Here is a 25,187-nt window from a genome sequence, read left to right on the forward strand (position 1 = left end):
AAGGCCAACTGGCACGATCAGTTCACGAGACCGCGGCTGCGCGGCTTCTGCAGGGGCTCCGGCTCGTACAGAGCGAGCAACACGGCTTCGGCACGGTCCGGGGAATTCATGCCGCGGGCCTTCATCGACTTCTTGCTCTCGATCTGGGTGTAGCCGCTCGCCGTGGACAGCAAATCTCGGTGTTAGAGAGTTGCACGGGGCCGGGTTCAGCCTGCTCTTGCCGCGGCACGCGAAGGCCGGTGTGTACTCCGTGTGCAACCTCAGCCTGGACGATCGGCTGCGAACGTCGGCGTGTGGACCTGAGGTCAGCCGCAGCAGCCGCCAGGCGCAGATCTCTGCCTGTCCGGGCCGGAAGGCTCGCTGATCGATCGACTGCTGACTGGCACATCGCGTGGCGGGGTCTGTTCTGGACACCGGCCACCTGTACAGCGAAGCCAAGGGCATGAAGGACGCGGAGATCCTCATGGTCAGGCTTGTCTCCGACTGCCTGAACGGAGTGTTGATAGGCCGTCAATTCTGATGGCCCGGTCGCCATCTAGCGAGGCGGCGAGATTCGGTCACCTTCGCACGGGATTCCTCTGAGAGGCGTGGGATGGCACACCAAGGTGTTACGAATATGACCGAATCTTCTCAACTCTTGTGAAATGGAGACTAGTTCGTGCCCAATCACAGACATAGACGCCCGAGCAAGCTGTGGATTCTGTCGGTTTTACCCATCCTGCTCGGCGCGCTGCTGCTGCCGACGGGAGCCGCGCAGGCGGGGGACAGCAGCCCCGCTGACACCATGAACACCTACGTACTGCCGATCGGGGAATACAAGCTGGGGACAGCCACCCGTGAGGGAGCAGAAGCCCTGGATTCGGTCCGTGCTGTCGCCGCCCACCATGCCGCCGGGGAGATCGCGCCTGAGACGGTAGGACCCGCGTCCCGGTTCGCTCAGGTGTCGTCATTGGCGACCGCGGTTCCTCCGGCGCCGAAGCGGGCGTCTGGTGCGCGGGTCGCGGCAGCGGTGACGTATCCGGAGCCCTCGCGCGCCATGAGCGCGACGGAATGCCGCACGGCCCTGGGTTCGTCGAAGAAGTTCTACCTGAAGTCCCGGTTCGCTATCTGCTCGGGCGCTTCGTACGTACAGACCTGGTTCCGCAACGGGCAACTGGTCGGGGAGAGCGCGTTCAACGTGCTGGCGGTCGGCACGATACCCGCCAACAGCCGGAAGATCGACGTCACATACCACGTCATGGATATGCGGGCGACAGGCATGAATGCCGCACCCAACATGCAGATCACCCTCAATGGGAAGATCGCGCAGAGCTGGCCTTCCGGCGTCACCTACACCCCCGGTGGCACGCCGCTGCCGGCCACGAAGACGTGGGCGCAGTTCCTGGGCGCGGGCAGCGTACAGACCTCGGTGACGGCCGCGAACGGTAAGGGCAACGGCGGCTCGACGGAAAGCATCTTCGCCGTCTACCAGCCGTCGGTGAAGGTGAAGGCTCCTGCCCCCTGGACGCTCGGAGGGTCCACCGGTGGTGACCTGTTCATGCTGGCACCCCGCTGGGACAAGGCCAGCTACCTGGCGAACAGCACCAAGGGCGGTGCAGCAACCTTCAGTTACATGGGCACCCTGTACTACAGCAAGGCTGTAGGGGCTCCCGAGCGCGCGGTCGCCCTCCACATTGAGAAGGCGTTCAAGACGCCGGGGCAGACCCAGCCGCCCAGCAGTCAGAAGAAGGTGCCTGGCCAAACCACAGACGCTCCGCTCACGCGCCTCTACACAGACTCCGTGCGCCGTGAACGAAACCGCAGCGTGGCCATCAGCGCTTGTGTGAAGTACTTCGGCCCGGACTATGCAGAGGGCGGCAAACAGTGCGACGAGTATCCCTTCGCCGCGACGTACGAGGGATCCGCGGGTTCCGAGTACGACCCAAAGATCCCCAAGAACAACTTCAGTGTCATGGCCTTGAACGGGGTCGAGAACGGCAACGCCGGGAACCTGCTGGGCCAGTTCTACGGCAAGCATCGCCTGCTTGATGGCCCTGATGACGGGTTCCTCGTAGAGATCACCGAGTAGCGCGCAGCGTCGGGGCCGGGCAGCTCCCCGGCCCTGACGTTATGCCGGCCAGAACTGAGCGAGATAGTGCTCGATGCCTGTGGGCACGCTCGTCACCGCAGCACGGGCGACGGCCTCACGCCCCCCGCCGTACAACCGGACGTTCCAGACCGTGTTCTCGCGCGGCAACGTGATCTCATCCGGACTGGGGCCCGCAGTTACCGCCCACAGGCGCAGCACACCCGACCGGCATTCCACCTGGGCGGTTGCCGTCGCCTCCCAGTCGCCTTCGGCCGAGGGAGGATCTGCCTCCCATACCTGGGCGGTGAAGGAAACTGTGTGCGTGTGCGCCGCGCTCGTGATGTCGATCCGACCTGGCAGGGCGTGGACAAAGCTCCCTGCCGTGAAGTCCTGCGGAAAGGCCGCAGGTAGCCAGGCGTCATCGGCGTCCTGAAGGCACAGTCCGTGGAAGTCGACTGCGGCGCTTAGCACTTGGGTGCTCACTGGCTCCATACATGCCACTCTATCTACGGCTGGCTAGACCACCTCTGCCCAGGAACGCGGGTCCGTGCACAAGGCGCCAGCGCAGTTGCCCGGTCCAGCAGCTGCCCAAGTCTTCTGGCGTGAAGCGACGGGCACTTGGGCAGCTCAGCAGGCTGGCTCGGCTTTCCTCCGTCTGAGATCTGGCGGCGCGCAGGGCCTATCTGCCGCAGCTCACACCCCAGGAGATGAGGTCTATGCAGCACCCCTCATGTCCTTGGGACTATCTCCCTTGAGCCGTCTGACCACTTGTGGCCCCCTGAGGCTGCGCCTTTGATGTCCAGCTCCGAGGACAAGGCCCGTCTCATGCGCCGTGACTCAGATGCGGAGGCGCAGAGATCCGGCCTCAGCGTGTCCGTGATCACGCTTGGTTAGGAGTTGAGTGCTGGTCATCGTCTACAGATCGCTGCTGCCTGTCCTATCGGGCTCCCGAGATGTCAGTGCCCTCCTCCATAATTGGGGCACCGTCTTCAACGAAGGACCTCATCTCTGTGACGATCACTCAGCAAGAGCTCGAATCCCGGCTGTGGGACGCCGCGAACGCGCTCCGCGGCCCGGTCGACCCGGCAGACTTCAAGACCTACGTCTTCCCCATGCTGTTCTGGAAGTGGATCAGCGACACCTGGGTCCACGAGCACGACGCGGCGCTCGATGAGTACGGCGACGACCTCGACGACGAGATCGAGGCCGACTTCCACCGGTTCGAGCTGCCCGAGGGCACGCTGTGGAGCGAAGTCACCGAGAAGGTCACCAACCTCGGCGCGGAGATCGCGAAGACCTTCCAGCGAATCGAAATGGCCAACCCCCGCTCGCTCGCCGGCGTCTTCGGCGATGCCTCGTGGGGCAACAAGGAGCGCATCCCGGAGTCGGCGCTGCTGGGGCTCATCCAGGCGTTCAACAAGATCAGGCTCGACCCGTCGACGGTATCGCACGACCTGCTCGGCGCGGGCTACGAGTACCTGCTGAAGAACTTCGCCGACGAGTCGGGCAAGAAGGCCGGCGAGTTCTTCACGCCCCGTGAGGTCGTGAACCTGCTCGTAGGGATCCTCCAGCCCGAGCCGGGCGAGTCCGTCTACGACCCGTCCTGCGGCTCCGGCGGCATGCTCGTCGCAACGATCAACCAGCTGCGCGAGTCAGGCAAGGACCACCGCACGCTCAGGGCATACGGCCAGGAGATCAACCTGACGACAGCCTCGATCGCCCGGATGAACCTTTTCCTGCACGAGATCGAGGACTTCGACATCAAGCGCGGAGACACCCTCCGCGTCCCAGCGTTCAAGGCCCCCAGCGGTACGGTCCGTCAGTTCGATGCCGTGATCGCCAACCCACCCTTCTCGCTGACGAATTGGGGAGCGGATCGCTGGGCGTCTGACCCGCGAGCCATCTGTGGCGTGCCGCCGGCGAAGAACGGCGATTACGCCTTCGTCCAGCACATGGTCTCGTCGATGAAGCCTGGATCCGGTCGTGTCGGCGTGGTCATGCCCAACGGCGTGCTGTTCCGCGGAGGCGCGGAGGCGAAGATCCGCCGGGGCCTCATCGAGAAGGACGTTCTGGAAGCCGTCGTCGGGCTGCCGCCCAAGCTGTTTTACTCGACCGAAATCCCGGCATGCCTGTTGATCTTCCGCGACCTGAAGCCAGCTGAGCGCAAGGATCACGTGCTCTTCATTGACGGCTCGGCGCGGTTCATCAAGGGCAAGAAGCAGAACCTGATGTCCGAGGATGACGTCAGAGCTGTCATCGACGCGTACCAGGCAGGTAGCGACTCGGCGGGCGAGGGCGGCGCGAACGTCCGGCTCGTGCCGTTCGAGGAAATCGAGCAGAACGGCTTCGACCTGAGCATCGGCCGCTACATCAAGGTCGCTGCAGAAGAGACCGCCGATCTGGGCACTGCGCTCGTGGCGTATGCCGACGCCCGGCAACACCGCATCGACACCGAGGCTGCCATGTTCGAGCGGCTCGCAGCGGCAGGCGTCGACCTGAGCATGTTCGGGGTGCCCAGTGAGTGAGTGGGAGAGGGTACGGCTCGACGAGGTCATCGCGCTGGACGTTGACGCGGTCCCGGTCACGGCGACGGCCTCCTACGACATCGTCGGTGTCTTGAACCGCGGTCGGGGCCTGTTGTTCCGGGATCCGATCGCTGGCGATGAGACCTCGTACAAGACGCTGAATCGCATCCGGCCGAACCAGATCGTCTACAGCCGCTTGAAAGCGTTCGAAGGAGCGATCACCGTTGCTCCGAACGATCTGGGCGAGGTCTACGGGTCGCAAGAGTTCCCGACGTTCACGTGCGGCGAGCAAATGCTTCCCGATTACTTCCGACTCCTTACGACCACAAATCGACTGTGGGAGCAACTGCAGGCGTTGTCGACCGGCATGGGCGGCAGGCGTGAACGGGTCAAGCCCGCTGACTTCTTGACGATTGAAGTTGCTCGCCCGTCCTTGTCGGAACAGCGCCGCATCGTCGATGTTATGGCTGCCGTAAACGCGCATATCGAGTCCATTCGCCTGGAACGGGAGAACGCTGCTGAGGCGGTACGGCGAGCCCGGCTTGCATTGCTCACGGTGGGTTTTGGTGGGGCATGGGAGAGTGAAATTACCGATTCACACACATCCCTCACGTGGACGGACCAGCTTCCTGCAGGTTGGCGGAGCGAGAAGATCGGCGGTGTGTCAGTTGTGCGCTCTGGCGCTACTCCTCGCAGATCCGAGAAGGCTCGGTACTTCGACGGAGGTTCAATTCCGTGGGTGAAGACCGGCGACCTCAACGAACGGGTGATCACGAAGACGGATGAGTGCATCACGGACGCAGGGTTCTCAGAATCATCGGTTCGCCTGCTTCCTGCTGGCACAGTCCTGGTGGCAATGTATGGAGGATTCGCCCAGATCGGCAGGACTGCCAGCCTTGGTGTCGCGTCCACTACCAACCAAGCCATCAGCGCCATAACAGATTTGAGAGCAGACGTACTGCCCTCGTATTTGCATCATGCTTTGAAGGCTGGCCGCCCGAAGTGGCGACTCGTGGCAGCAAGTTCCCGCAAGGACCCTAATGTCAGTAAGAGGGATATCGAAGACTTCGATTTCCCTCTCCCTAGTCCCGACGAACAGCGGGAGATCGTCGATGTATTGGGATTCATGGAATTCGCGGTAGACGAGTTCACTGCCGAGCTCGCCAATCTCCGCGCCTTCCGCTCTGCACTCCTGGCCTCCCTCCTCAACCAGGAAATCGAGATTCCCGAGTCCTACGACGCTCTGCTCGAGGGGGTGTCCTGACATGGGTTGGACGGAAGCGAGCACGATTCAGCGTTCTTTGCTCGAGTGGGCGGAGGAGGCTGGCTGGGAGCGTCTCCAAGGAGACGAGTTACCGCGCGATGAGCACGATGTCATAGTCGGGGACTGGGCGCGTGAAGCGTTGCTCGCGCTGAACCCGGAGTTGGTCGACGACTCCGAGTCGGCGGACCTCGCTCTGCACGAGCTCAATCAGGCTGTCCTCGATGCGCACAACGGTCTCGTGTCAGCAAATGAGCGGTTGACCGTGATGCTTCGCGGCGACCACTCGTTCACGACGATCGACGGTAGGCATGTGCCTCGTCGGCTGATCGACTTCAAAGACCTCCACAACAACCGCTTCACCGTCGCCGACGAGGTCACCATCAACGGTGCGGCCAAACCTCGCCGGTTCGACGTCGTCTACTACGTCAACGGGTTCCCGCTGGTCGTCGCTGAGACCAAGACGCCTGTGAAGCATCAGGTCTCGTGGGTCAACGCCGCGAAGGACCTTCACGACGTGTATGAACAGGAGTATCCGAACTTCTTCGCGACGAACGTCTTCAACGTCGCCACTGAGGGCCTGGAGTTCCGGATGGCCCCGATCCGTGCGATGCCGGACCCCGACTCCGAGATCTGGGCCCCGTGGGGATCCACTGAGGACGACCCGAAGACCGTCACGAGCCCGGCTCGTGTCGAGCGGGCCGCGCGCTTGCTGCTGCGGCCGGAGACGATCCTGCCGATCCTCAAGGATCTGGTGATGTTCCGTCATGCTCGGGACGCCTCCGAGGTCGACATCAAGTTCTTGCCTCGTTACCCGCAGTTCGAGGCGGCTCTGGGGATCCATGCCAAGGTGCTCGCCGGGCGTCCTGGTGGACTGATCTGGCACCACCAGGGATCGGGCAAGACCGAACTCATGGCGTTCGCCGCTGCCCGTCTGCTGCGGGACGACACGGTGACGAAGAGGTTCGGGAGCGCTCCGACAGTCATTGTGATCGCCGACCGTAAGGATCTGGTCCGGCAGACGGCAGAGATGTTCGAGACTGCCGGCATGCCGCGCATGTCGGTGCCCCGCAACCGACGCGAGCTGCGCGCTCTGCTACGCAGCGGTGAGCCGGGCGTGGTCATCACGACGGTGCACAAGTTCGCTGAGGCCGGCCACCTGAACAACCGGTCGAACATCGTGGTCCTCGTCGACGAGGCGCACCGCTCGCAGGAGGGGAAGTTCGGCGACGCGTGGCGCGCGGCGGTGCCGAACGCGAAGTTCTTCGGCGCGACGGGTACGGCGATCGAGGACAAGGACCGTTCGACGTTCAAGCTGTTCGGTGACCCTGACGACCCGGACTTTGTGATGTCACGGTACACGCCGGAGCAGTCCATCGCCGATGGGTTCACCAAGCCGGTGATCGTGGAGGGCCGGTCTGTCGGCTTCAACCTCGACAAGGAAGCCCTGGACGAGGCGTTCGACGAGCTGGCCGCGGAGGAGGGCCTGGACGAGGAGGAGAAGGTCTTCCTGTCGGGGAAGGCTTCTCACATCGAGACGATCCTCTCCAACTCCGAGCGCGTGGAGGCCGTGTGTGCCGACATCGTCGACCACTTCCTTACCTACGTCGCGCCTCTGGGGCAAAAGGCTCAAGTCGTGGCCTACAACCAGCGCCTTGTGATCGCGTACACCAGGGCCATTGAGGCCGAGCTGGAGCGCCGTGCCGCAGTCATGCCGGACGGACGACGCCGTGAGGTCGGTGTGGTGATGCACGTCGCCGACAGCAAGGAGACCCCCAAGGAGCACAAGAAGTACCTGCTCACTCCGGAGCAGGAGGAGGCGCTCAAGCGGCGTTTCAAGAAGGTCGATGACCCGATGTCGTTCATCGTCGTCACCGCGAAGTGGATGACTGGCTTCAACGCGCCCATCGAGGGCGTGCTGTATCTGGACAAGCCCGCCAAGGACTCGAACCTGTTCCAGACGATCACGCGGCCCAACCGTCCGTGGAAGAACCCTGTCACCAGTCAGCGCAAGGACTTCGGGCGCGTCGTCGACTACATCGGTCTCGCGAAGGCCATCGGCAACGCGGTCGCCGGCCCGAAGGTGAAGGACAACGAAGAGGACGAGCTCAACGTCACCGACGCGTCCAAGCTGGCGGGGAAGTTCGTCGCCGACCTCACGCGTCTGCTGCATCTGTTCGACGGCATCGACACCAGTGACTCGTCGTTCGAGTCGCTCGCGCAGGCCCATGAGCGGATACCCGAGGGCGGCACGCAGCGCACCGAGTTCATCGAGACCTATGTCGCGCTGCAGACGGTGTGGGAGTTCCTCGACCCGCATCCGATGCTCCGGCCATTCAAGGGGCAGTACTTCTGGCTCGCGAAGGTGTACGAGTCGATCCGGCCCAAGGACGTCTCCAAGACGTTCCTCTGGGCACGTCTCGGCGCGAAGACCACTGATCTGATCCACGGTCACATGACCGATGTGGGCGTGAAGTCGATGCCGTCGAAGACAGTCACGCTCGACGCTGCCGGTCTGGCGCTGGTGAAGAAGATCGCAGAGCAGCTGAAGCTGTCCAAGCCGCAGACGCCGGAGTCGAAAGCCGAGGACGTGTACCAGCAGGTCCTTGACTCCATCGAGGCGCGCCTCAGGCGTCGGCTCGCCGATACCGAGAGTCCGGCGTACCGGTCGCTGGCGGAGCGCATAGAGAGGCTCCGTGCCAAGGCGATCGAGAACGTCGAGGACTCGCTGGCGTTCCTCGAAGAGGCGCTGAAGATCGCTCAGGACGTGGTCGCCGCGGACCGGGCAGTGGAACAGGGCGACCAGAGTGCACTCGACAAGCTCGCCGATCCCAAGCGCGGGGCGCTCACCCAGATCGTAGAGGAGAACACACCGCCGGGGCTGCACAAGATCGTTCCCGACATAGTCTCGCGGATCGACTCGATCGTCGCTGAGGTCGCCTATGCCGGCTGGAGCACCAGCGACACAGGGGACAAACGCGTCAGACGCGAGCTGCGCGCCGTCCTGAAGGACTACAGCCTGCCGATCAAAGGCGAGCTGTTCGACCGAACGTACGAGTATGTGAGGGAGAACTACTGAACGACCTGACGACCGCGACCACTCCAGAGAATGCCCACGTGCTGAGACTTCAACTGGAGTTGAAGCGTCTGCGCATCGTTGCCTTGGCGGCCGTCACGGAAGCGGACTGGCTTCAGTGCCTCCAGGCCGCCGACCTCATCCCCGCCTGGCGAGCGCCATGCAACGCACCTGCCAATCACTGATCCACCGGCCCCGCCGACGTGACGGTCGGCGAGGTCACCCGCTCTCGCTCCCCACATTCCCTACTCAGTTGAACCACTTACCAACTGAGGAGGAGAGCATCACGGCCGCCTTCACGGATCCCTGCCGTGGTCGACTAGCCTGCGCCCATGGGGCGGAGTTACTCGGAGAAGACCATCAAATTGCTGTTCGGCTCGGCTTCGCGCTGTGCCTGGCCAGAGTGTCCCGAACCGCTGGTGTTCAAGGACCGGGGGCGCCTGACCGTGGTGGCGCAAGTTGCTCACATTCGCTCCGAACAGCCCAACGGCCCCCGGCACGTTCCGGATTACGAACCAGTCAACGGCTTCGAAAACCTTCTGTTGCTCTGTGGGAAGCATCACCCGCCTGTCGATCAGCACGAATCCATCTACTCTGTTGAGGAGTTGGAGGAGTGGAAAGCTGCCCAGACCGCGCAGTCCGGACGCGTACTGCCTGAGGGTGAGCTACCTGAAATCATCGCGGCGCTGGAGAGAGTGACCCACGCCCAAGCACGGCGTGCCACGCTCCGCTCAACATGGGCCGCATTCAGCGATGCCGCCCTTCCGTTCATCGACCATGCTCAAGGAGCCACCAGCCAAGACGTGGTGGATCTGGCCACGCAGTTGGTCAAGGACCGGCGGGCCTTCAACGCGGCCATCGCTGCGGTCTTGCGAGAAGGTCCTGGGGAAATGGCTGAACGCGCCAGGGCAGTCCGTGACGGTTGCGACGCTCTGATTCGCCACGCCAACATCTATGGCCCAGCGTGGATTGCCTGGCGAGCTCTGGATAACGCCCGAACGCGACCGACCCCCGGGAGGCTCGGCGACTCCTCCGCGAGTTGGGCTCAAAACCGACTCGTCGCTCTGGCCCAAGCTGTCAGAGACGGAGGCCCCGTTCCCGGAGACATCTACGCAGAAGCTGAAACCGCCTTGCGGGGCGTCGAAGGGATATCCGAGCTCCACATCGGAGCCCTTCTCGAGGATGCCTGTCGGCCTGAGTCCCGTCGGGCAGCAGTGGACGACCTCAACGGTGCACGCGAGAACTTCTACGACGCTCTGGAGCGGTTTGAGACAGCGGCCCAGGTGCATCTCGCCGACGGGCCGTGACGGGCTCATCTCGCCAACGCGGGGGCAGACCTACGCAGTTGCCTGTGTTCTCCTACGTGAGCAGCACCTACGGCACCGGGGCCGGATCCAACCAACACATACCTGAGCGGTGTTCAGTTGAGGAGGCCGCGGCGGCGCGGCTGGTTCAAGGGCTCCGGCTCGTACAGGGCCAGGAGCACGGCTTCGGCACGATCGGGGGACTTCATGCCGCGGGCTTTCATCGCCTTCTTGCTCTCGATCTGGGTGTAGCCGCTCGTCGTCGACAGCAGCTTCGGGGTGGAGAGCTGCGCGGCGGCCTTCTTGTCTACGTGGAGGCGCAGCCGCCCGCGGCCGGACGACGGGTCCGGCTGGAGCAGCGACCTGGTGGCGAGCCACATCTCGTCTCGCTTCCGCCACGGCCGCATGACGGCGCCGGGGTCATCCTGGCTCGGGGACTCCGACACCATCACTCCGACGACTTGGGCGCGGTGCCGGCCGGTCCCGGCCCATCGCTCCAGCATGGACACGACGCCGTGGCCAATGCCGTTCTGATCGACCTTGACGCGCACGGGGTGCGGAGATCCGAGGGCGTCGGCGAGGCGCTGCGCGGCGTGGATCTCCTCGAGGACCTTCTCCGCGACGGACACCTGATTGTCGTTCGCGGCGCCGGCGGAGGCGTGCCGGAACTCGACCGCGTCGCCGACCACCCGGTACACGGTGAACTCATCGCCACCGTCCGCGGCGACGTCGACGCCGAGGCGGACCCAGGAGCCTTCACGAACGGTGTGCTCGGCGGCTTCGCCTTCGAGGCCGAGATCGCGTATTCGGTGCCAGCCGTCGCCGGTCGGGCCCTCGTACGCCATGGCGGCCTCGACCCAGCTCGGCGGGATGACGATGCCGCCGCCGCCCTTGGGGAAGCGGGCGTACACCTTGGCGATCACATACGGGTGGTCTTCCCCGTACGAGCGGATCGTGCGGTCCACCCAGTCCTGGTCGGGCATGTGGTCGGCGAGCGAGTGCCGGGCAACACCTGCGGGGCAGTCGGTGCAGAACGGGGCCAACTCGCCCGTGATCGCGGGGGAGTCGAGCGATGAGATCGGGATGGTGACAGTGGTCGGCTCGCTGTCGTCGTCGCCCTCGATGCACAGCTCCTCGAACCAGCTCGCCGGATCGTCCATCGCCGGGTTGCCGATGGCGAGCATCGCCGCGTGCCCGCCGGTCAGCAGGTTGTTGGTGCCGTGGCCGATCATCGGGGCGATGCCGCCCGCCTCGTCGACGATGAGCAGCAGGTGGGGCATGTGGATGCCCTGCATCGCCGCTTCGTCGTTGGCCGGGGCGGAGAAGCCGTACGCCGCGACGAAGTCGTTGCCGTACGGGTCGGGCATCTTGTACTGAACGGTGTCGCAGTAGCCCGGCAGGCCGGCGCGCGGCACGACCTTGCGGATGTGCGGCCAGAGCTGCCGCTGCACCTGCCGGAAGCGCGTCGCGGTGGTGATGCACAGCGCGGTCCCGACGGGATGCACGTTGGTGAACCAGACGGCTGCGCGGGCGGCCAAGTGAGTCTTGCCGACGCCGAACCCGGCGGGGACGGCGACCCGTTTGTGGTCGACGATGGCGTCGAGCACGTCCTGCTGCTTCGACCAGAGCGATTCGCCGAGAACATCCTCAACGAATCCGGACGGCGAGTCCCGCCACAGGCCGTACAGGGAGCCAGTCGCGCGCTCAACCTCCGTCATGACGTACGCGCGTTCGCGGTCGGTGAGATGGTGCTTGAAGGCGTTGCGGCGCTCTATGACGGGCTGGCGCAGGAGGACGTCGGCAACGTTAGCCGCGTCGCGGGAGATCACGCCGGGCCGGGAGTGCTGCAGCTCGGATACCGAAGGCGCAACGGGGGCGCGTGCCGGCTGCTCAGGCTGCGTGCGAGACATGATCGGGACGGTGCCGCTCTGGCTTCTTTGTGTCGCGGTCTGGCCGGGAGCCCATGCCCTGACGCCCCGGCCAGACCGCGGTTCCGGCACGGTGTGTGACTACGAACCCTCGCTGCCTGCTGGGGTGTTCACGCCGGAAGTCTTCACTCAAGGCCCGCACGACCTGGGGGGGGGTGGGGTCGCGCGGGCCTCGGCACCTAGTAGTACGTCGGCCGCCAGATCTTGTTACACCTGACCTCGCGGCCCATCAGATGCCGTCGTAGACGCCGCCACACCCCGTGCACTCCCAGGCCGGGCCGACACTGTCGCCGCCGTGGTACTCGTGCACGGGCCGGAAGGACGCCTCGCCGCAGCCGCACATGGCGCGAGGCCGCTTGAGCACTAGAAGTCACCCATCAGATCACCGAACCGGGCAACGTGTGGGTGAAGCCCTCGCCCAGGAGGACGGCCTGCTCCTTGTTCGCCCGGCGTAGCGCCTCGATGATGATCTGAGTCTCGGCGACGGCGACGCCGAGTTCATCGGGGTTCAGTCGATACCAGGGCGTGGTCTGGGCGCCGGCTGCGGCCAGGACCTCACGGCGGGTCTCGTAGTAGTGGCGGGCCAGGGGCAGAAGGCCGGGCATGGTCGTCATGCCCAACAGAACGCGGCCCTGCCGAATCTGTGACAGGGCGGCGTCAGAGCAGCTGTTACGGCTTGGCGGCGGCCAGTTCATCAGGGGCCGTCACCGTGGCGCTCTTGCCGTCCTGCAGCTGCTGAAGGCGCTTCAGCGTCGCGCTGAGCATTGCCTGTGCGCCCGAGGGGTCATCTCCAGTGCCACCCTCGATCTTTACGCGGATGTTGGCCCTGCCCGAGCGAGTGAACCCGTAGACGGTGTCCTCGCTGGCGCCTGGGTTGATGACGAGTGTGCTCTCGCTGCCCACCGGCGGCTTGGGTGCCTGTTGCTTGCTCGTCTCGGTGCCCTTCCACGTCGTGTATGCCTTTGTTGCGCTCTTTACCGAATCGAAGAGGCAGATGTGGACGAAGGCCATGTTGATCGTGGAGCCGTTGTACTCGTACGAGGAGTCTCCGCCGCGGACCCAGCCCGCCGGGGTGAAGTCGTTGTCCGAGCTGTTGCAATACTCCCCGTCCGTCACGTCCTTGTCGCCATGCAGCGTCCAGCCGGGGAGCGTCTCACCGTCACCGAGCAGCGCCTGAGTGATGTCTGCCTGGGCGAGCGCCTTCGTGATCGGCTTCGCGGCAGGAGTAGAGACCGGCTTGTCGCCGTCCCCCTTGCTGGAGTCGGAGTTCGGCCCGTCGCTGCTGGAGGAGCAGGCGGTGAGTGCGGCGATCCCGGCAAGGGCGGTGACGACGGTGAGGCGTACACGTGACATGAGCACAGCCTATCCACTGGTGATCATCAAGCCGCGAGCTCACTGCCGGTCCGGAGAGGCCGCTGCCAGGGAAGCCGACGGTGCCTGAGCGGAGCGAAGGCGCCGTAACTACTTGATGGTGATGCTTGATGTTCTTACTAAAGGGGCCTGACCTGCCGGAACCCGGACGACCGGAAGCCGGATTCACCGGCGCCGGATTTTCAGGCCCCGGTCACCGGCGACTGAAAACCCGGCCCCGGTGGCGCTTCGGGGCCGGGTGGGCGTACCTCGGAGGCTTACAGACGCTCGGGCCAATACCGCTTGGCCCCAGCCCAGGCGTGCCCGAATGGGCGGAGGATGATGTTCTCCAGCCGGATTGGTCGCTGCCGCAGCTCCGTGACGGGCTCGTTTCGCCACTGGCACTCCCGTTCCCATCCCTTCACCGCGAACTCCCAGCACTCATCGCGGGGGCAGATGACCGCGAGCCAACCGTCCTCTTCGGTGTAGATGACTCGCCACCCCTGCTCAGCGTTCCATTCGTCCATTTCCTCACGGAACACCGCGCACCGGATGTAGTTGGAAGGCGGGCCCCAGTCGTTGGCCCAGTGCTCTTCCGGGTGTCGTTCCCACGGGGTGGGTATTGGTCGCTCCACCATGGTTTGCCTGCCTTTAGTGGCCGCGGCGGCGCTTCGCGGCGTTCTTCACGTCGCGGGCGTACTTCGGGGTGGTGTCTCCCAGCTCGGCGATCCGGTCCGTGGACCACTCGTAGGGCTCCTCGGTCAGCGCGAGCGCGGCGTCCTGGAGGAACGACATAGCGGCCTTGCGGCGGGCCGTGGCGACCGACACCGTCGCAGCCAAGGACGGAAGCCGGTCCGCGGCGTCCTTGATGTGCGGCAGGCCGGCCTTCTTCGCGGCGGCCTGGCGTTCCTCGGCGGACATGCGCTCGTCCTCGACGTTCAGGGGCGCGTTCCGCTCGCCGTGCAGGGCGATGCTGCGCATCTGCCGATAGGCGTTGGGCAGCATTCCCAGGACCTTGCCCAGGCCGCGCACGCCGTCGTAGAAGAACAGCGACAGGGCGGCGTGGTTGCGCTCCTCGAAGTGCGCGGCGATCTCGAGGTCGGCCTGCTGCACGATCTCGCAGGCCCGCTTGAAGCGGTCGTCCGGCCGCGGGATCTGGCCCAGCTCGTCCTTGACCTGGCGCTCGGCGTCGGCGCGCAGCGTCTTGTGGTCGGGGATCGTGAGGTTGTGGTGCGCAGTGGGCATGACTGGCCTCCGGGGTCGGGCACCGCGCTGGTGCCGGCGAAGGCTGGGGCAACCCCATGCCGAAGAACGCCGAAATAGTACAGCGCAAGGCGCAAACCTGTCATCGTGACCGGCGCGCACCCCTCCTGAACAGCGCAAACCCAAACCGACCGAGGAAGATCAATCGGCCATTGACGTCGTCTCCCATAGCTGGATCGCAAGGATGCGGCGCGTCAGTGAGAGCCATCCGGCCGACCTGCATGCGCGGGCCGGGGCCAGAGCGCAGCACCCCGACCCCTAACAGGCGCCTCACCGCCACCACGCCAGACGCGCAAGACCGCGACGCGGCTGCACAAGCGGCCGGAACTCCTCGCTCTCCTTCGCCCACGGGTCGACCTTCCGGGCCTTGTACTCGGCGCGGGAGCACAGAGCGAACACGGCCCAGGTGCGGCGGCCGAACGTGATGGCGGGCCCGCCGATGCCGTACGGCCGTTTACCGCGGCTGTAGGTGTAGCCGATCGCGAACCAGATGCCGGGGGTCTTCGTGATCCAGGTACCGGCCGTCCATCGGCCGAAGTCGACGAACCTGGAGGCTTCGTGGTTCATCGGGCCGCTTCCACGATCGCGGCGCGCACACCGTCCGCGCCGAGCCGGTACACCCGCCCGTCCGTGTACAGGACCTCGACCTCGTCCGGGAGCTGCGGGCGGCGGACCTTCCACCCGGCCTCGTACGACTCCCGCGGATTGTCCTCGAACCAGCCGTTGCACGGCTCGCACACCAGCAGCAGGTTGTGCGGCTGGTTGATCCATGGCTCCCGCGCTCCGCCCATTCCGCGGTTCACGCGGTGGTGGATCGTCAGCCGGTGCAGGGAATCGCAGCGCACACAGCGCCCGCCGTCGCGTCGATAGACGAGATCCTTCACCGCGTCGGTGGGGCCGGTGCGTCGTCGGGCCACGATCGGTCTCCGTCCTGCCCGGCCACTGGCCGCAGGAAGCGGCCACGGGGAGCGGCGGGGCGAGCGACGGGAGAGTGGACGGAGACCGCGTCTTACGTCGCGCCCTTGTCGGACGCATGAGGCTGCTGGACTGGCTCGACAAGCACAACCTGGCCCTCGAACCACCGCCAGGGCCACCTCGACGCCGGGCTTGCCGGGAGCACTTCATTCCGACACGCGGTCACCCACGTCCTGCTCCGCAACACCTAGAGATTGCGGAGATTTCAGTACGAGCCGGCAGCGGTACGCCGAGGCGAAAGCTTGCAGAGCCAAACGGACGGCACGTGATGGTGGCTTCGAGGGGCGAAGGTTCGAGGGCCCGGCCCGTACGACCGTAGCTGGCACAGTACTTGGGCGGGCGCGCCAGCTGGCGGGCTGCGTGTTCGAGGCCTTCTGATGGCACCCCTCGGGCAATCCGGAGCGGAACTCGACGATCAAGAGGAGACGCGCTACACCGCTAGGCGGTACTCGTCGGCCCACAGATCGTCGTAGTGGTAGAGGCCGGTGAGATAGTCGCGAACTCGGGGCTCCCAGTCGATGCCGTGGAGTACGGCGAGGACGTACGCGGCGACGGCGGGGCAGACGACGTCTCCGGCCTGCTGGAACTGGCTTGAGCGGGAGCCCTGCCACGGGTAGGCGGCGCGGAAGGAGACGAGCGTCCCGGCCTCGGAGGGGGTGAGGCGCAGCCCGTCGCGTTCGCGGACCCAGGTGCGGGTCTTGCCGGTGAGGCACCAGGACGGCTTGTCGGCGGAGTAGCAGTTGCCGCCCTTGGCACGGCCGGTGGCCGGGTCGACGGGGCGCTGCCCGCGGGTGTTGATCCGCTCGCCCTCTTCCCAGCCGAGCGCTTCGGCCATCGTCGTGACCGGCAAGGTCTCGGCGGGCGGAGTGATGTCGACCCACTTGTGCCGGGAGGCGAGCATGAAGACGCGCTTCCGGCGGGACGCGACGCCGAGGTCCGCGGCCTCCAGGACGGCCCAGGAGGTACGGAACCAGTCGGCGCCTCCGAACTCGATCGAGAGTTCTTCCAGAACGTCCTCGGGCAGGTTGCTGGACTGCTCCATGGCCATCCACTGGATCGGCGCGCCCGCCGCTTGGAGACCGAGCGGCCAGAGGACGACTTCGAGCATGAGGCCGATACGCGGGTCGGTGAGCCCCTCGAGCATCGCGCGGACCTCCGCCCAACTCTGGCCGGAGCGCGGGGCGTAGCCCTCGTGGTAGCCGAGATCGGCGCACAGCGGGCAGTCGTCTTCGAGGTCGGGGAACAGCTCGTCGCAGCACACTTCGTCGAGGCGGATGAATCCGGCGGCCTCGCCGACGGCGGCGATGGCGTCGCGCAGGTTGTCGATGTTGGCCTGGAGGAGTCCGGCACGCTTGCCCGCCGTGGAGAAGCTGGGGCATGGCGGGCTGATGAGGACACCGCGCGTGCCGCGCAGTGCCGGGTGCTCGGGGTCGAGCTTGGTCGCGTCGGCGCAGATGCGGGCGTGGCCGGCGGCGCGGGCGGTCGCGCACGCGTCCTCGTTGATGTCGACGCCGACGACGTCGAAGCGGGTCATGCCGAGGACTGTCTTCAGGCCCTCGCCCCAGCCGCCAGGACCGGCGCACAGCTCGATGACGCGCTCCGGCTCGTCGTCCTCCCAGGGAAGCAGCCAGCGGCCGGGCCATGGCGCGGCGATCTCGTCGAGTTCGGCCATGACGTGGGCGGGTATCGGGGCCTCGGTGTGCTTGTAGGAGAGGGCGGTGACGACGACGCTCTCTTGGGCTGCGGTCAGCTCGGACACTGGTGTGGGTCTCTTTCGGTTCAGGTCTGTGGCGGTTGCTCTCCGCCAACACTCAAAATAGTACAGCATGCGTCGCACGAGCTAGTTTCCCGGAACCCGGACCGGCAAGCGTCAAGTGCCGCCCTCCTCGTCTCCAAGTCGTATGGTGCGCCCGGCGGTTGGTCCTGGCGCACCACGGGATGAGCAGGGCTAGCGGGTGAGGAGCGGGGCGAGGTGGACCAGGTGGTCGATGCCGACGCCGTGCAGCTCGGCGGTCGCGGGCGTGGTGTCGCGGACACGGGTGATCGGGTCGGCGGGCGGGGCGACGTACCCGAACGGACCGGTCGCTGTGCCGAAGCTCAGCCCGCCGTCGTCGAGCTGGTCGACGTCCGTGAACTGCACCAGGTGCGCGGCCACCCGGCGGACCAGGCCGGGGCGCACGCTCATCGGGAACCTCGGCGTGAAGGCGGGACGCTCCGGAAGGAACTCCTCCAACACCTTCTCGACGACGGCCACCGGACCGATGACGGACAGGTCGCATGCAGGGTTCGCGCCGACGAGCGTCACCGCGTACCGCAGCCCTCCGGTCCTCCATCCCATGACGTCGCTGTTCGGCTGGATTCCTACGCGGTTCGCCGTTGCCGTGCCCTGGGCGCGTATGGCCGTACCGATCAGGTTCAGGTGCAGCAGCCTTATCCGCTGGGCCTCGCTGGCGGACGGCTGGGCGAAGGGGACGGCGGCAGCGTCGTCCAGGCGCGGCAGGACGAGCCGCAGGGTCTCGCGCGCTACGGGCTGCGGCGCTATCCGATCGAGGGCAAGGTCCGGCTCGTACGGCTCGCGGCCGTCGAGCTGCCACGCGACCTCGGTGCGCCACGGGTGCACGGCGATGATGAGCGCGCCGGTCCGCCCGGACTGGGTCAGGCGCGCAGCGGGACGCGTCGTCCACCACGCCTGATAGGGGGCAACCGTCCAGGCGTGGCCGTCGCGGTGCGGCAGGCGCTCGGCGACGAGTTGGGCGAGTGCCGGCGCGGAGGCCGCGGGGGCGGTGGCAGTGGCCATCAGGGGTTTCCTTGGGGTCTTCCGGCGTTGCTCTCGCCGGGGAGTGGACCGGCGGGGAGCGGCTTGCGTCGCCCCCTGCCGGAGCCCGGTTGCTCTTCGGGCAGAGGGGCGGGGCGCGCCGAGAGTTGGTGCGCCCCGCATGGGTTGGGTCAGAGCCAGGAACGGACTACGCGCGGGCTCTCGCCATAGTTCTTCGTGACGACCTTGTAGAAGTCCGCGTCGGGGTCGTCGAGGAGCGTGAGCGCGGCGTTCACGATCAGGTTGTCCAAGTCATCGGCGACGGTGCGCCGCTCCTGCGCGGCGGGCAGGTCGACGCCGTTGTTCACGGCCTGCGAGATCTGCTCACGTGTGTACTGCGGCGCCTCGTCGTCGGCGGCCTCAATGTCGTCGGTCGCGGAGTGGTGACGGCTCTTCACCTCGGCCCACAGGGCGGACGGCTGGTCGAGCAGCGTCATGACGGCGCTCTCCCACGCGAAGCGGTCGGCGTAGCTGGAGACGTGCGCCTCGTCGGCGGCCAGTTTCAGGCCGTCGGCGACAGCCGTACGGACCTGAGCGCGGGAGTACAGCCTTACCGGGCCGCTCTCGGTGGTGACCGTGACGTCGCCGGGGCTGAGGGTGCTGGGGTCGAAGCCGATGACCTGGATACGGCCGTCGTCGATGGACTCGGTGGTCATGGCGGGGCGTTCCTCTTTCGGTTCGGGTCTCGGTGGCCCGGTTGCTCTCCGGGCCCGGGGGCCCCGGCTGGGTGGCCGGGGCCTGGTCGAGGGTGTGGTCAGTCAGTGGTGGTGTGGAGGCTGAGCACGAGGTCGGCGATGCGCTCGGCGAGGGTGTCGAGCCCATCGGCGGCGGACGCATCCGTCATGTACGTGCGGTCCCCGCCGCGAGCGTCGTCGCCGAGGTACAGGTCTCCGTCGCCGTCGACCGCGAGCGTGTACCCCTGAGCCTCGCCCTGCTCCTCGATGTAGGCGCCGACGCCCCAGGGCAGGGACTCCGCGTGCCAGGTGGAGCCGAGGATCTGCACAGTGGCGCGCCCGATGTCGGAGACGCTGAACGGGTATTCGCTGCCGGGCGCGGGGTTGTACCGGCCGTGCTCGTCGTACGAGAGGGACATGGCGTACGCCCGCTCGAACGCGAGGATCGCGCTCATGGTGACCGTGGCGGCAATCCGGTGCCGGTCCCTGCGGTCCTTGCGCGGCGCGACCGAGACGAACGCGATGGCCTCGGTGGCGTGGGCCAGGTGCCAGACCGCCTGATCCCACAGATAGGTGCCGTTGCGATTCGATGCGTACTCGTGCATCGCGTCCAGGCAATCGGCGAGCTCGTCGGCAAGGTCGCGGCGGGTGGCGTACGCGCTGTACGCGGCGCGGGCCTTGGGGGCGAGCGGGGAGATGGCGCTGCTCATGATGTTGTGCCTTTCGGGTCTGGGCCGGTTGCTCTCCGGCCCGAAGGGGTGGGGCGCACCGGAGTGGTGCGCCCCGTGGAGCGGGTGGTCAGTTCGCGGCTTCGCCCCGGATGGCGGGACAGTCGTAGCCGCAGTCGCAGACCAGGGCGTCGCCCCAGGTCTGGCCCTTGCCGCACTCGCAGACGGCCCACTCGCGGACGCTGAACCGGATGGTGGAGCCGCCACACGCGATGCACTTCAGGTGCAGCTCGGCGACGCGGACCCGATTGCAGGGGCGGCGGTTGTCGACGTCGACGGCGCCTTCGAGCCGCTTCCACTTCGCGAGGACGGCGAGCACCGCGCGGAACCAGCTCTCGGTGTCAGCGTCGGCCGCCTCGGTGTCGGCGTGGAGCCGGTCGAGTTCGGCACGGAGCGTGGCCTCCTCGGCGGCGTCCCGCTCACTGGGCGGGAGGAGGCGGGGGAGCGTGGGCAGCGGGGAGGCGGTGAGCGGCGCGGTGACGTATTCGATCACCTCGGCCGGAAGGCGGCTGTCCTTGTGCCTGGTGATCAGCTCGCGGGCGTCTGCGAGGGCCCGCCACATCTCCATGAAGGGGGCGTTCGTGGTGCCGTCGTAGGCGTCGCACGCGGTGGCGGCGGCGTCGAAGTGCGCGGCGATGAACTGGAGTGCGCTCATGGTCTCGGGGGCGGCGAATCGGTCGCGGGCGACGTTGGCGGCGGTGCGGGCGCGGGTCGCGGCGACGATCTGAAGCGGGTGAGCGGTCGCAGTCACTGGGGTTCCGTTCGGGTCGGGCCGGTTGCTCTCCGGCCGGAAGGCGGGGCGACGTTCTCCGGGGCGGGCCGGGGCACGAAAGGGCGTGCCCCGGCGGGGGCTTCTGTCCGTCAGGCCGCGAGGGCGGCGCGGATCGCCTTGTACTCGGCCTTGCGCGGCTTGTAGTTCGCGACGATCTGCGCGACCTGCTCGGCGGTGTAGCGGTGGACGGTCATGGCGCGGCGGGCGCGGCCGTTGAGGGTGCGGCGGATTCGGGCGGCGCGGCCCCGGATGCCTGCCTTGCGGGCCTGAGTGCGAAGCGCGTCGGTGGCACCGGCCACGACATTGAGCGGGGCGCCGGTGGCGATCACGTGCGTGGCCAGCGACCGGGGGCCGGTGCGGACGCGGCGGGCAGCGGTGGCGGCGGCGCGGCGTGCGCGGGACCCGGCTCGGTTGGCGCGGGCACGGTTGCGGATCACGGCGGCAGCACGGCGGGAGTTGGCGGACATTGAAGTCCCCTTTCGGTTCGGGTCTGTGTCGGCGGTTGCTCTCCGCCAACAAGAAGAATAGTACAGCATGCGTCACATTGGCGTCTAGTTCGGCATTCGGCATGGGGTCCCCCGGTGTGGGGAGTGTGCGGCTGCTTACGGGAATGTGTGGCGTCAAGCCGTTGCATCGCGCTATCGAACTTGCAACCCGTGCGACGCGTGCTGTACTTTTTAGGTGTTGGCGGAGAGCAACCGCCGACAGCCCGGAGAGCAACCGGGCGCAGACCCGAACCGAAAGGCGTACCCGTGCCCGTCACGCTGGACAAGGCCCCCCGCTCCTTCACCGTCCTCATGCAGGACGGCACCGTTCACGGCACCGTGCCCACTCCGGCCACCGAAGAAGGCCGCGACGAGCTCCGTATGGAGGCGTATTGGGGCCTGTGCGTCGACCTGATCGAGGTCACCGCGATCGACCGCTTCGACGCCCGCAACAAGGGCACGGCCATCGACGCCCGCAACAAGGCCATCGCCCAGTACGCCACCACCTTCGGAGTCAGCGAAACCGTCGCCGAGACCGTCTACCGCGACTGCCGCCACTGGGCTGTCACGCTCAGCCCCAAGGAGCGCGCAGCCAAGCACCGCATCAAGCGCCAGTCCACGATTCGGCGCAGCGCACTGACCGAGGTCATGCGCGAGAACGGCGAACTCTGACCGCCCGCACCGCCCGCCTCTCCCGGCGGGCGGTGCGCCCCGCCCTGCGCACCGACCAATCCGGTGCCGGTTGCGTGAGCGGCGAGCCGACCGCCCGCGTTAGCTGCGCCTGCCTCACCAGCCACGAAACGCGAAACAGCGTGAAGCGACGCCCGCTTACGCGTGCGCGCGCGTAGAGACCGCTCGAAACCGCCCAAAACCTCGTCCGCTCATCCCTGGAGGACCTGTTCTGATGGCCGCTCCGACTGCCGCCGCTGACCTGGCCGTGGCGCAGGTGACGATCACGCTCGACCAGTGGGGCCGGTCTGTCGTGGTGCTGCCCGACGTCGTCGCCGCGCGGCTGGTCGTCTCCTCCCGAAGGGGTGTGAAGGGCTGCGGCTACTGTCACTTCGAGTCGCACCCAGGGTGTACTTCCTGGGCCAAGCCAAGGGGGCGGAGGGTGCGAGTGCCGGCCGTCTGGTCGTCGGGTGCGTCGGGCCGCACTTGGCCGACACGATGACCAACTAGTTGCCAGAACAGCGGAAGTCGCAACGGGTGTGAAGTCAGCTGATTTACCAGTGATCTCTACCATCAGTGTGACGCATGCTGTACTATTCATTTGTTGGCGGAGAGCAACCGCCACGGACCCGAACCGAAAGGGGACCGTCGTGTCCTTGACCCTGACCCTGCCCACCGTGGACGACCTCACCGACATGTGCGGGCCGCTGCGCACCGTCCTCGCTGACTCCGGCCCCGTCGACATCGCCCCCGAGCACAACGAGGTGTACTCCTTCGAGGTCCTGGGTGGCGAGACGCTGCGCGAGTCCGTCATCAACGGTGCGGCCGGGCCCGCCCTGATCATCCGACTCGTCGAGTACACGGACCCCGTCACCCACACCACGCGGTACGGCGTCGAGAAGTGGAGCGTCGTCGGATACCGCACGGTCGACCACACCGTGCGCCTGGTGTCCGAGGCCGAGTACGAGCGGCAGGTCCGCGCCGAGTTCGCCGCGCCCTCCCTGCCCGTCGGGCGCGAGCGGATCACCGGCATGACCACCTTCTACGACACCGCCGACGTCTTCTGATCGTCCGCCCGCACCGGGGCGCAGGGCGAGCACCGTCCTGCGCCCCACCTCTCCCGCACCGAAGGACCACCACCATGGCCACCGCCCGTAAGGTCCCAACCCCTGCTCACCGCCGCGCACTGCTCGCCGCGCTCGCCGACGTCAAGGGCCGCGTCCCCGAGAGCACCAACACCCGTGTCCTGGATGCCATCTGGCTCGCCCATTGGGTAACCGAGGTGACCAACACCGGCCGCGGCGCCGCAGGCGCCCGCTGGGCCGGATACGACGGGCCCACGTTCCTGTCCATCAACAGCCGAGGCCGCCGAGCCCTGCTCACTGACGCTGGGCACACCGCGCTCCGCAGCGTCGGGCCGGACGGGCGGCTGCCCAAAGGTACGGCCTGGCCGACCGCGAACGCCCTGCACCGTGACGGCCTGGTCGAGTACCGCGACGCTAACGGCACCGTGCACCCCACCGACGGCGACGACGGTGTACGCGGCCCTCTGTACGCGCCGTACGCGACCGAACTGGGCCGCCGCATCGTCACGGGCTTCCCGCAGGCTCAGCGCGCCGCCTGACCCCGCCGGGGCGCCGAACGTGCCCCGGCCCTCTCCTCCACCCCCAGCTCCGGAAAGGGCCCATCGCCATGCGTGCGCCGTACCTGTCCACCTACCTGCCCGACACCCTGCGCAACCGCGAAAGCCTCACTGCCGCCTGGCTGCGGATGCTCGAACTCGGCTACACCACGCGCGCCGAGTCCGTCGACGAGCCCGAGGGCTGCACCCGCGCTCGGTGCGCTGGAGTCCACGAGGGCTACCCCGGCAGCGAGCATCGGTGGGCCCTGCGCTGCCTGCTGTGCCTCGTCGACATCGAGGTCTTCTACAGCCACATGCGGGAGCGCAAGGGCAAGAACCCGGCACCGCCGCGCCGCCACAAGGGCTGCAAGTTCCCCGGCCCCGCCCGCGCGGCAGCGCGCGCCGCCCGCTACGTCGAACTCGGCATCGCAGTCCCCGCCTGGGACAAGGATGCTCGCGCCGCCCTCGCGGCCTGATGTCGACCGCCGCGGCGCGACGCAGCACCGTTCCGATGTGCATCCGCTACGACCTGCACGAAAAGGTCTGGAGCGAGCCGCTGCCCTACCTGTTCCAGAACCTGCACGGCGGGGGACTGCGGGCGATGTCCACTACGACGATGTGGCGCATGATCCGCCGGGCCGCCGAGGGGCTGATCGACACCGATCCGCGGTTCGCCGAGGTGAAGTTCGCTCCGCACGACTTCCGCCGGCTCTTCGCGACCGAGTTGGTCAACAGCGGTCTGCCCATTCACATCGGCGCCGCTCTGCTCGGCCACCTGAACATCCAGACCACGCGTGGCTACGTCGCGGTCTTCGACGATGACGTGGTGCGCCACTATCAGCAGTTCCTCGATCGCCGACGGGCTCAGCGGCCCGAGAGCGAGTACCGCAAGCCGACCGAGACGGAGTGGTCGGAGTTCAACGAGCACTTCGACAAGCGCCGGGTCGAACTCGGCTCCTGCGGGCGCCCTTACGGGACTACCGCCAGCACGAACACGCCTGCATCCGCTGCCCGATGCTGAGCATCAACCCGAAGATGCTGCGCCGCCTGGACGAACTGGAGGAGGACTTCCTCCCCCGCCGCGAGCGGGCCGTCGCCGAGGATTGGCGAGGTGAGATCGACGGCCTCGACCTCACCCTCACCTTCCTGAGAAGCAGGCGCCATCAGGCTGAGCGCTTCGAGCGTCAGGGCCCAGTGTCCCTGGGACTCCCAACCATTCCCTCGCAAATGGAGCAGGTCAGCGGGGCGTGATCAGCCGCGCGAAGATCAGAAGCGCTGTCTGATGCGGTGCCTGGACGCAAGGACTAGTTTGTCATGTCATCCCGCATGGCTTGACGCAACACTTTGATGGTCGATTTATACGCGTCCATCGCGGCTGCCTCCTCTGGAGAACCTCCGTCACTCCCGCTGATCAGGCAATCGCGATACTCGCGGACTCGGTCCACGGCCTGATCAGCGACTCGACGTACGTCCTCCGTCGCGAGGATCATGACCTGCTCACGGAGGGAGTACAGACCAGTACGGTGCACTTCAGCTCGGAGTAACTCGTCGAGACGCTCGACCTCCGAGGTGCGGCGGTCGCCTAGACCGACGACCCACAGTGATTCGGCGGCCTCGTTGAGGGCTGTCAAGAACTGGCCGTACAGCTCCCGCCTACTGTCCTTCCCTCGCTG

The 25,187-nt window shown here is 66.8% G+C and carries 27 protein-coding genes; 11 read left to right on the top strand and 16 right to left on the bottom strand.

The genetic code is table 11. The annotated features are described in order from the left end of the window. Positions 1-17: 17 nt before the first annotated feature. Positions 18-173, bottom strand: coding sequence for a hypothetical protein (locus tag QIS96_RS36290; protein WP_282547137.1), 156 nt, complete (start codon positions 171-173; stop codon positions 18-20). A 485-nt stretch (positions 174-658) separates the two neighbouring features. Here QIS96_RS36290 and QIS96_RS36295 point away from each other — a divergent pair, with 485 nt between their 5' ends. Next, positions 659-2,068 carry a NucA/NucB deoxyribonuclease domain-containing protein gene (locus tag QIS96_RS36295; protein ID WP_282547138.1) on the top strand — a complete coding sequence of 470 codons (1,410 nt, stop codon included), beginning with the start codon at positions 659-661 and terminating at the stop codon, positions 2,066-2,068. A 39-nt stretch (positions 2,069-2,107) separates the two neighbouring features. On the opposite strand, the gene QIS96_RS36300 is transcribed toward QIS96_RS36295, so the two are convergent. Beyond that, on the bottom strand, positions 2,108-2,551 hold the full coding sequence (locus QIS96_RS36300) for a hypothetical protein (protein ID WP_282547139.1): 444 nt from the start codon (positions 2,549-2,551) through the stop codon (positions 2,108-2,110). Between the two features lie 527 nt (positions 2,552-3,078). Here QIS96_RS36300 and QIS96_RS36305 point away from each other — a divergent pair. The 4 genes from QIS96_RS36305 (at position 3,079) to QIS96_RS36320 (ending at position 10,237) form a co-directional block, all read left to right on the top strand. Continuing rightward, positions 3,079-4,593, top strand: coding sequence for a type I restriction-modification system subunit M (locus QIS96_RS36305; protein ID WP_282547140.1), 1,515 nt, complete (start codon positions 3,079-3,081; stop codon positions 4,591-4,593). Continuing rightward, positions 4,586-5,857, top strand: coding sequence for a restriction endonuclease subunit S (locus tag QIS96_RS36310; protein ID WP_282547141.1), 1,272 nt, complete (start codon positions 4,586-4,588; stop codon positions 5,855-5,857). Before QIS96_RS36305 ends, QIS96_RS36310 begins: the two co-directional genes overlap by 8 nt. Position 5,858: 1 nt before the next feature. Next, positions 5,859-8,933 (top strand): type I restriction endonuclease subunit R, encoded by a 3,075-nt coding sequence (locus tag QIS96_RS36315; RefSeq protein WP_282547142.1) that lies wholly within the window; start codon positions 5,859-5,861, stop codon positions 8,931-8,933. A gap of 329 nt (positions 8,934-9,262) precedes the next feature. Beyond that, entirely contained in the window at positions 9,263-10,237 is a 975-nt protein-coding gene (locus QIS96_RS36320; protein ID WP_282547143.1) for a hypothetical protein, read from the top strand. A gap of 113 nt (positions 10,238-10,350) precedes the next feature. On the opposite strand, the gene QIS96_RS36325 is transcribed toward QIS96_RS36320, so the two are convergent. From QIS96_RS36325 to QIS96_RS36385, 13 genes are all read right to left on the bottom strand, one after another. Then, the gene (locus tag QIS96_RS36325; RefSeq protein ID WP_282547144.1) at positions 10,351-12,144 is read right to left on the bottom strand and encodes a hypothetical protein; all 1,794 of its coding nucleotides are present in this window, start codon (positions 12,142-12,144) and stop codon (positions 10,351-10,353) included. 247 nt (positions 12,145-12,391) lie between these two features. Next, the gene (locus QIS96_RS36330) at positions 12,392-12,526 is read right to left on the bottom strand and encodes a hypothetical protein (protein WP_282547145.1); all 135 of its coding nucleotides are present in this window, start codon (positions 12,524-12,526) and stop codon (positions 12,392-12,394) included. A 13-nt stretch (positions 12,527-12,539) separates the two neighbouring features. Beyond that, entirely contained in the window at positions 12,540-12,776 is a 237-nt protein-coding gene (locus QIS96_RS36335; protein WP_282547146.1) for a hypothetical protein, read from the bottom strand. A gap of 55 nt (positions 12,777-12,831) precedes the next feature. After that, positions 12,832-13,515 carry a hypothetical protein gene (locus tag QIS96_RS36340; protein WP_282547147.1) on the bottom strand — a complete coding sequence of 228 codons (684 nt, stop codon included), beginning with the start codon at positions 13,513-13,515 and terminating at the stop codon, positions 12,832-12,834. Positions 13,516-14,163: 648 nt separating this feature from the next. Then, a complete protein-coding gene (locus QIS96_RS36345; RefSeq protein ID WP_282547148.1) occupies positions 14,164-14,757 on the bottom strand; it encodes a hypothetical protein in 594 nt (197 codons plus the stop codon). 288 nt (positions 14,758-15,045) lie between these two features. Next, a complete protein-coding gene (locus QIS96_RS36350) occupies positions 15,046-15,342 on the bottom strand; it encodes a hypothetical protein (protein WP_282547149.1) in 297 nt (98 codons plus the stop codon). Next, positions 15,339-15,692 carry an HNH endonuclease gene (locus tag QIS96_RS36355; protein ID WP_282547150.1) on the bottom strand — a complete coding sequence of 118 codons (354 nt, stop codon included), beginning with the start codon at positions 15,690-15,692 and terminating at the stop codon, positions 15,339-15,341. Before QIS96_RS36355 ends, QIS96_RS36350 begins: the two co-directional genes overlap by 4 nt. Before the next feature lie 488 nt (positions 15,693-16,180). Beyond that, positions 16,181-17,509 carry a DNA cytosine methyltransferase gene (locus tag QIS96_RS36360; RefSeq protein ID WP_282547151.1) on the bottom strand — a complete coding sequence of 443 codons (1,329 nt, stop codon included), beginning with the start codon at positions 17,507-17,509 and terminating at the stop codon, positions 16,181-16,183. Between the two features lie 189 nt (positions 17,510-17,698). Further along, positions 17,699-18,547 (bottom strand): hypothetical protein, encoded by an 849-nt coding sequence (locus QIS96_RS36365; RefSeq protein WP_282547152.1) that lies wholly within the window; start codon positions 18,545-18,547, stop codon positions 17,699-17,701. A gap of 149 nt (positions 18,548-18,696) precedes the next feature. After that, the gene (locus tag QIS96_RS36370; RefSeq protein ID WP_282547153.1) at positions 18,697-19,221 is read right to left on the bottom strand and encodes a hypothetical protein; all 525 of its coding nucleotides are present in this window, start codon (positions 19,219-19,221) and stop codon (positions 18,697-18,699) included. A gap of 98 nt (positions 19,222-19,319) precedes the next feature. After that, positions 19,320-19,949, bottom strand: a complete 630-nt coding sequence (locus tag QIS96_RS36375) for a hypothetical protein (RefSeq protein ID WP_282547154.1) — start codon at positions 19,947-19,949, stop codon at positions 19,320-19,322. Positions 19,950-20,037: 88 nt separating this feature from the next. Next, positions 20,038-20,718, bottom strand: a complete 681-nt coding sequence (locus QIS96_RS36380) for a hypothetical protein (protein ID WP_282547155.1) — start codon at positions 20,716-20,718, stop codon at positions 20,038-20,040. Between the two features lie 110 nt (positions 20,719-20,828). Then, positions 20,829-21,206, bottom strand: coding sequence for a hypothetical protein (locus tag QIS96_RS36385; protein WP_282547156.1), 378 nt, complete (start codon positions 21,204-21,206; stop codon positions 20,829-20,831). Between the two features lie 285 nt (positions 21,207-21,491). Between QIS96_RS36385 and QIS96_RS36390 the strand changes: the two genes are divergently transcribed. The 6 genes from QIS96_RS36390 to QIS96_RS36415 all read left to right on the top strand — a co-directional run bounded on the left by QIS96_RS36390 (position 21,492) and on the right by QIS96_RS36415 (position 24,765). Next, on the top strand, positions 21,492-21,896 hold the full coding sequence (locus QIS96_RS36390) for a hypothetical protein (protein ID WP_282547157.1): 405 nt from the start codon (positions 21,492-21,494) through the stop codon (positions 21,894-21,896). A gap of 647 nt (positions 21,897-22,543) precedes the next feature. After that, a complete protein-coding gene (locus QIS96_RS36395) occupies positions 22,544-22,960 on the top strand; it encodes a hypothetical protein (protein WP_282547158.1) in 417 nt (138 codons plus the stop codon). 74 nt (positions 22,961-23,034) lie between these two features. Beyond that, positions 23,035-23,517, top strand: coding sequence for a hypothetical protein (locus QIS96_RS36400; protein WP_282547159.1), 483 nt, complete (start codon positions 23,035-23,037; stop codon positions 23,515-23,517). Positions 23,518-23,585: 68 nt separating this feature from the next. Further along, on the top strand, positions 23,586-23,990 hold the full coding sequence (locus QIS96_RS36405; protein WP_282547160.1) for a hypothetical protein: 405 nt from the start codon (positions 23,586-23,588) through the stop codon (positions 23,988-23,990). Beyond that, positions 23,990-24,535, top strand: a complete 546-nt coding sequence (locus tag QIS96_RS36410; protein WP_282547161.1) for a tyrosine-type recombinase/integrase — start codon at positions 23,990-23,992, stop codon at positions 24,533-24,535. Before QIS96_RS36405 ends, QIS96_RS36410 begins: the two co-directional genes overlap by 1 nt. Further along, positions 24,529-24,765 (top strand): recombinase, encoded by a 237-nt coding sequence (locus tag QIS96_RS36415; protein WP_282547162.1) that lies wholly within the window; start codon positions 24,529-24,531, stop codon positions 24,763-24,765. Before QIS96_RS36410 ends, QIS96_RS36415 begins: the two co-directional genes overlap by 7 nt. A gap of 53 nt (positions 24,766-24,818) precedes the next feature. On the opposite strand, the gene QIS96_RS36420 is transcribed toward QIS96_RS36415, so the two are convergent. Further along, the coding region (locus QIS96_RS36420; RefSeq protein WP_282547163.1) for a hypothetical protein at positions 24,819-25,187 on the bottom strand (369 nt) is incomplete at its 5' end.

Source organism: Streptomyces cavernicola (assembly GCF_029968035.1).
Lineage (GTDB): Bacteria > Actinomycetota > Actinomycetes > Streptomycetales > Streptomycetaceae > Streptomyces > Streptomyces cavernicola.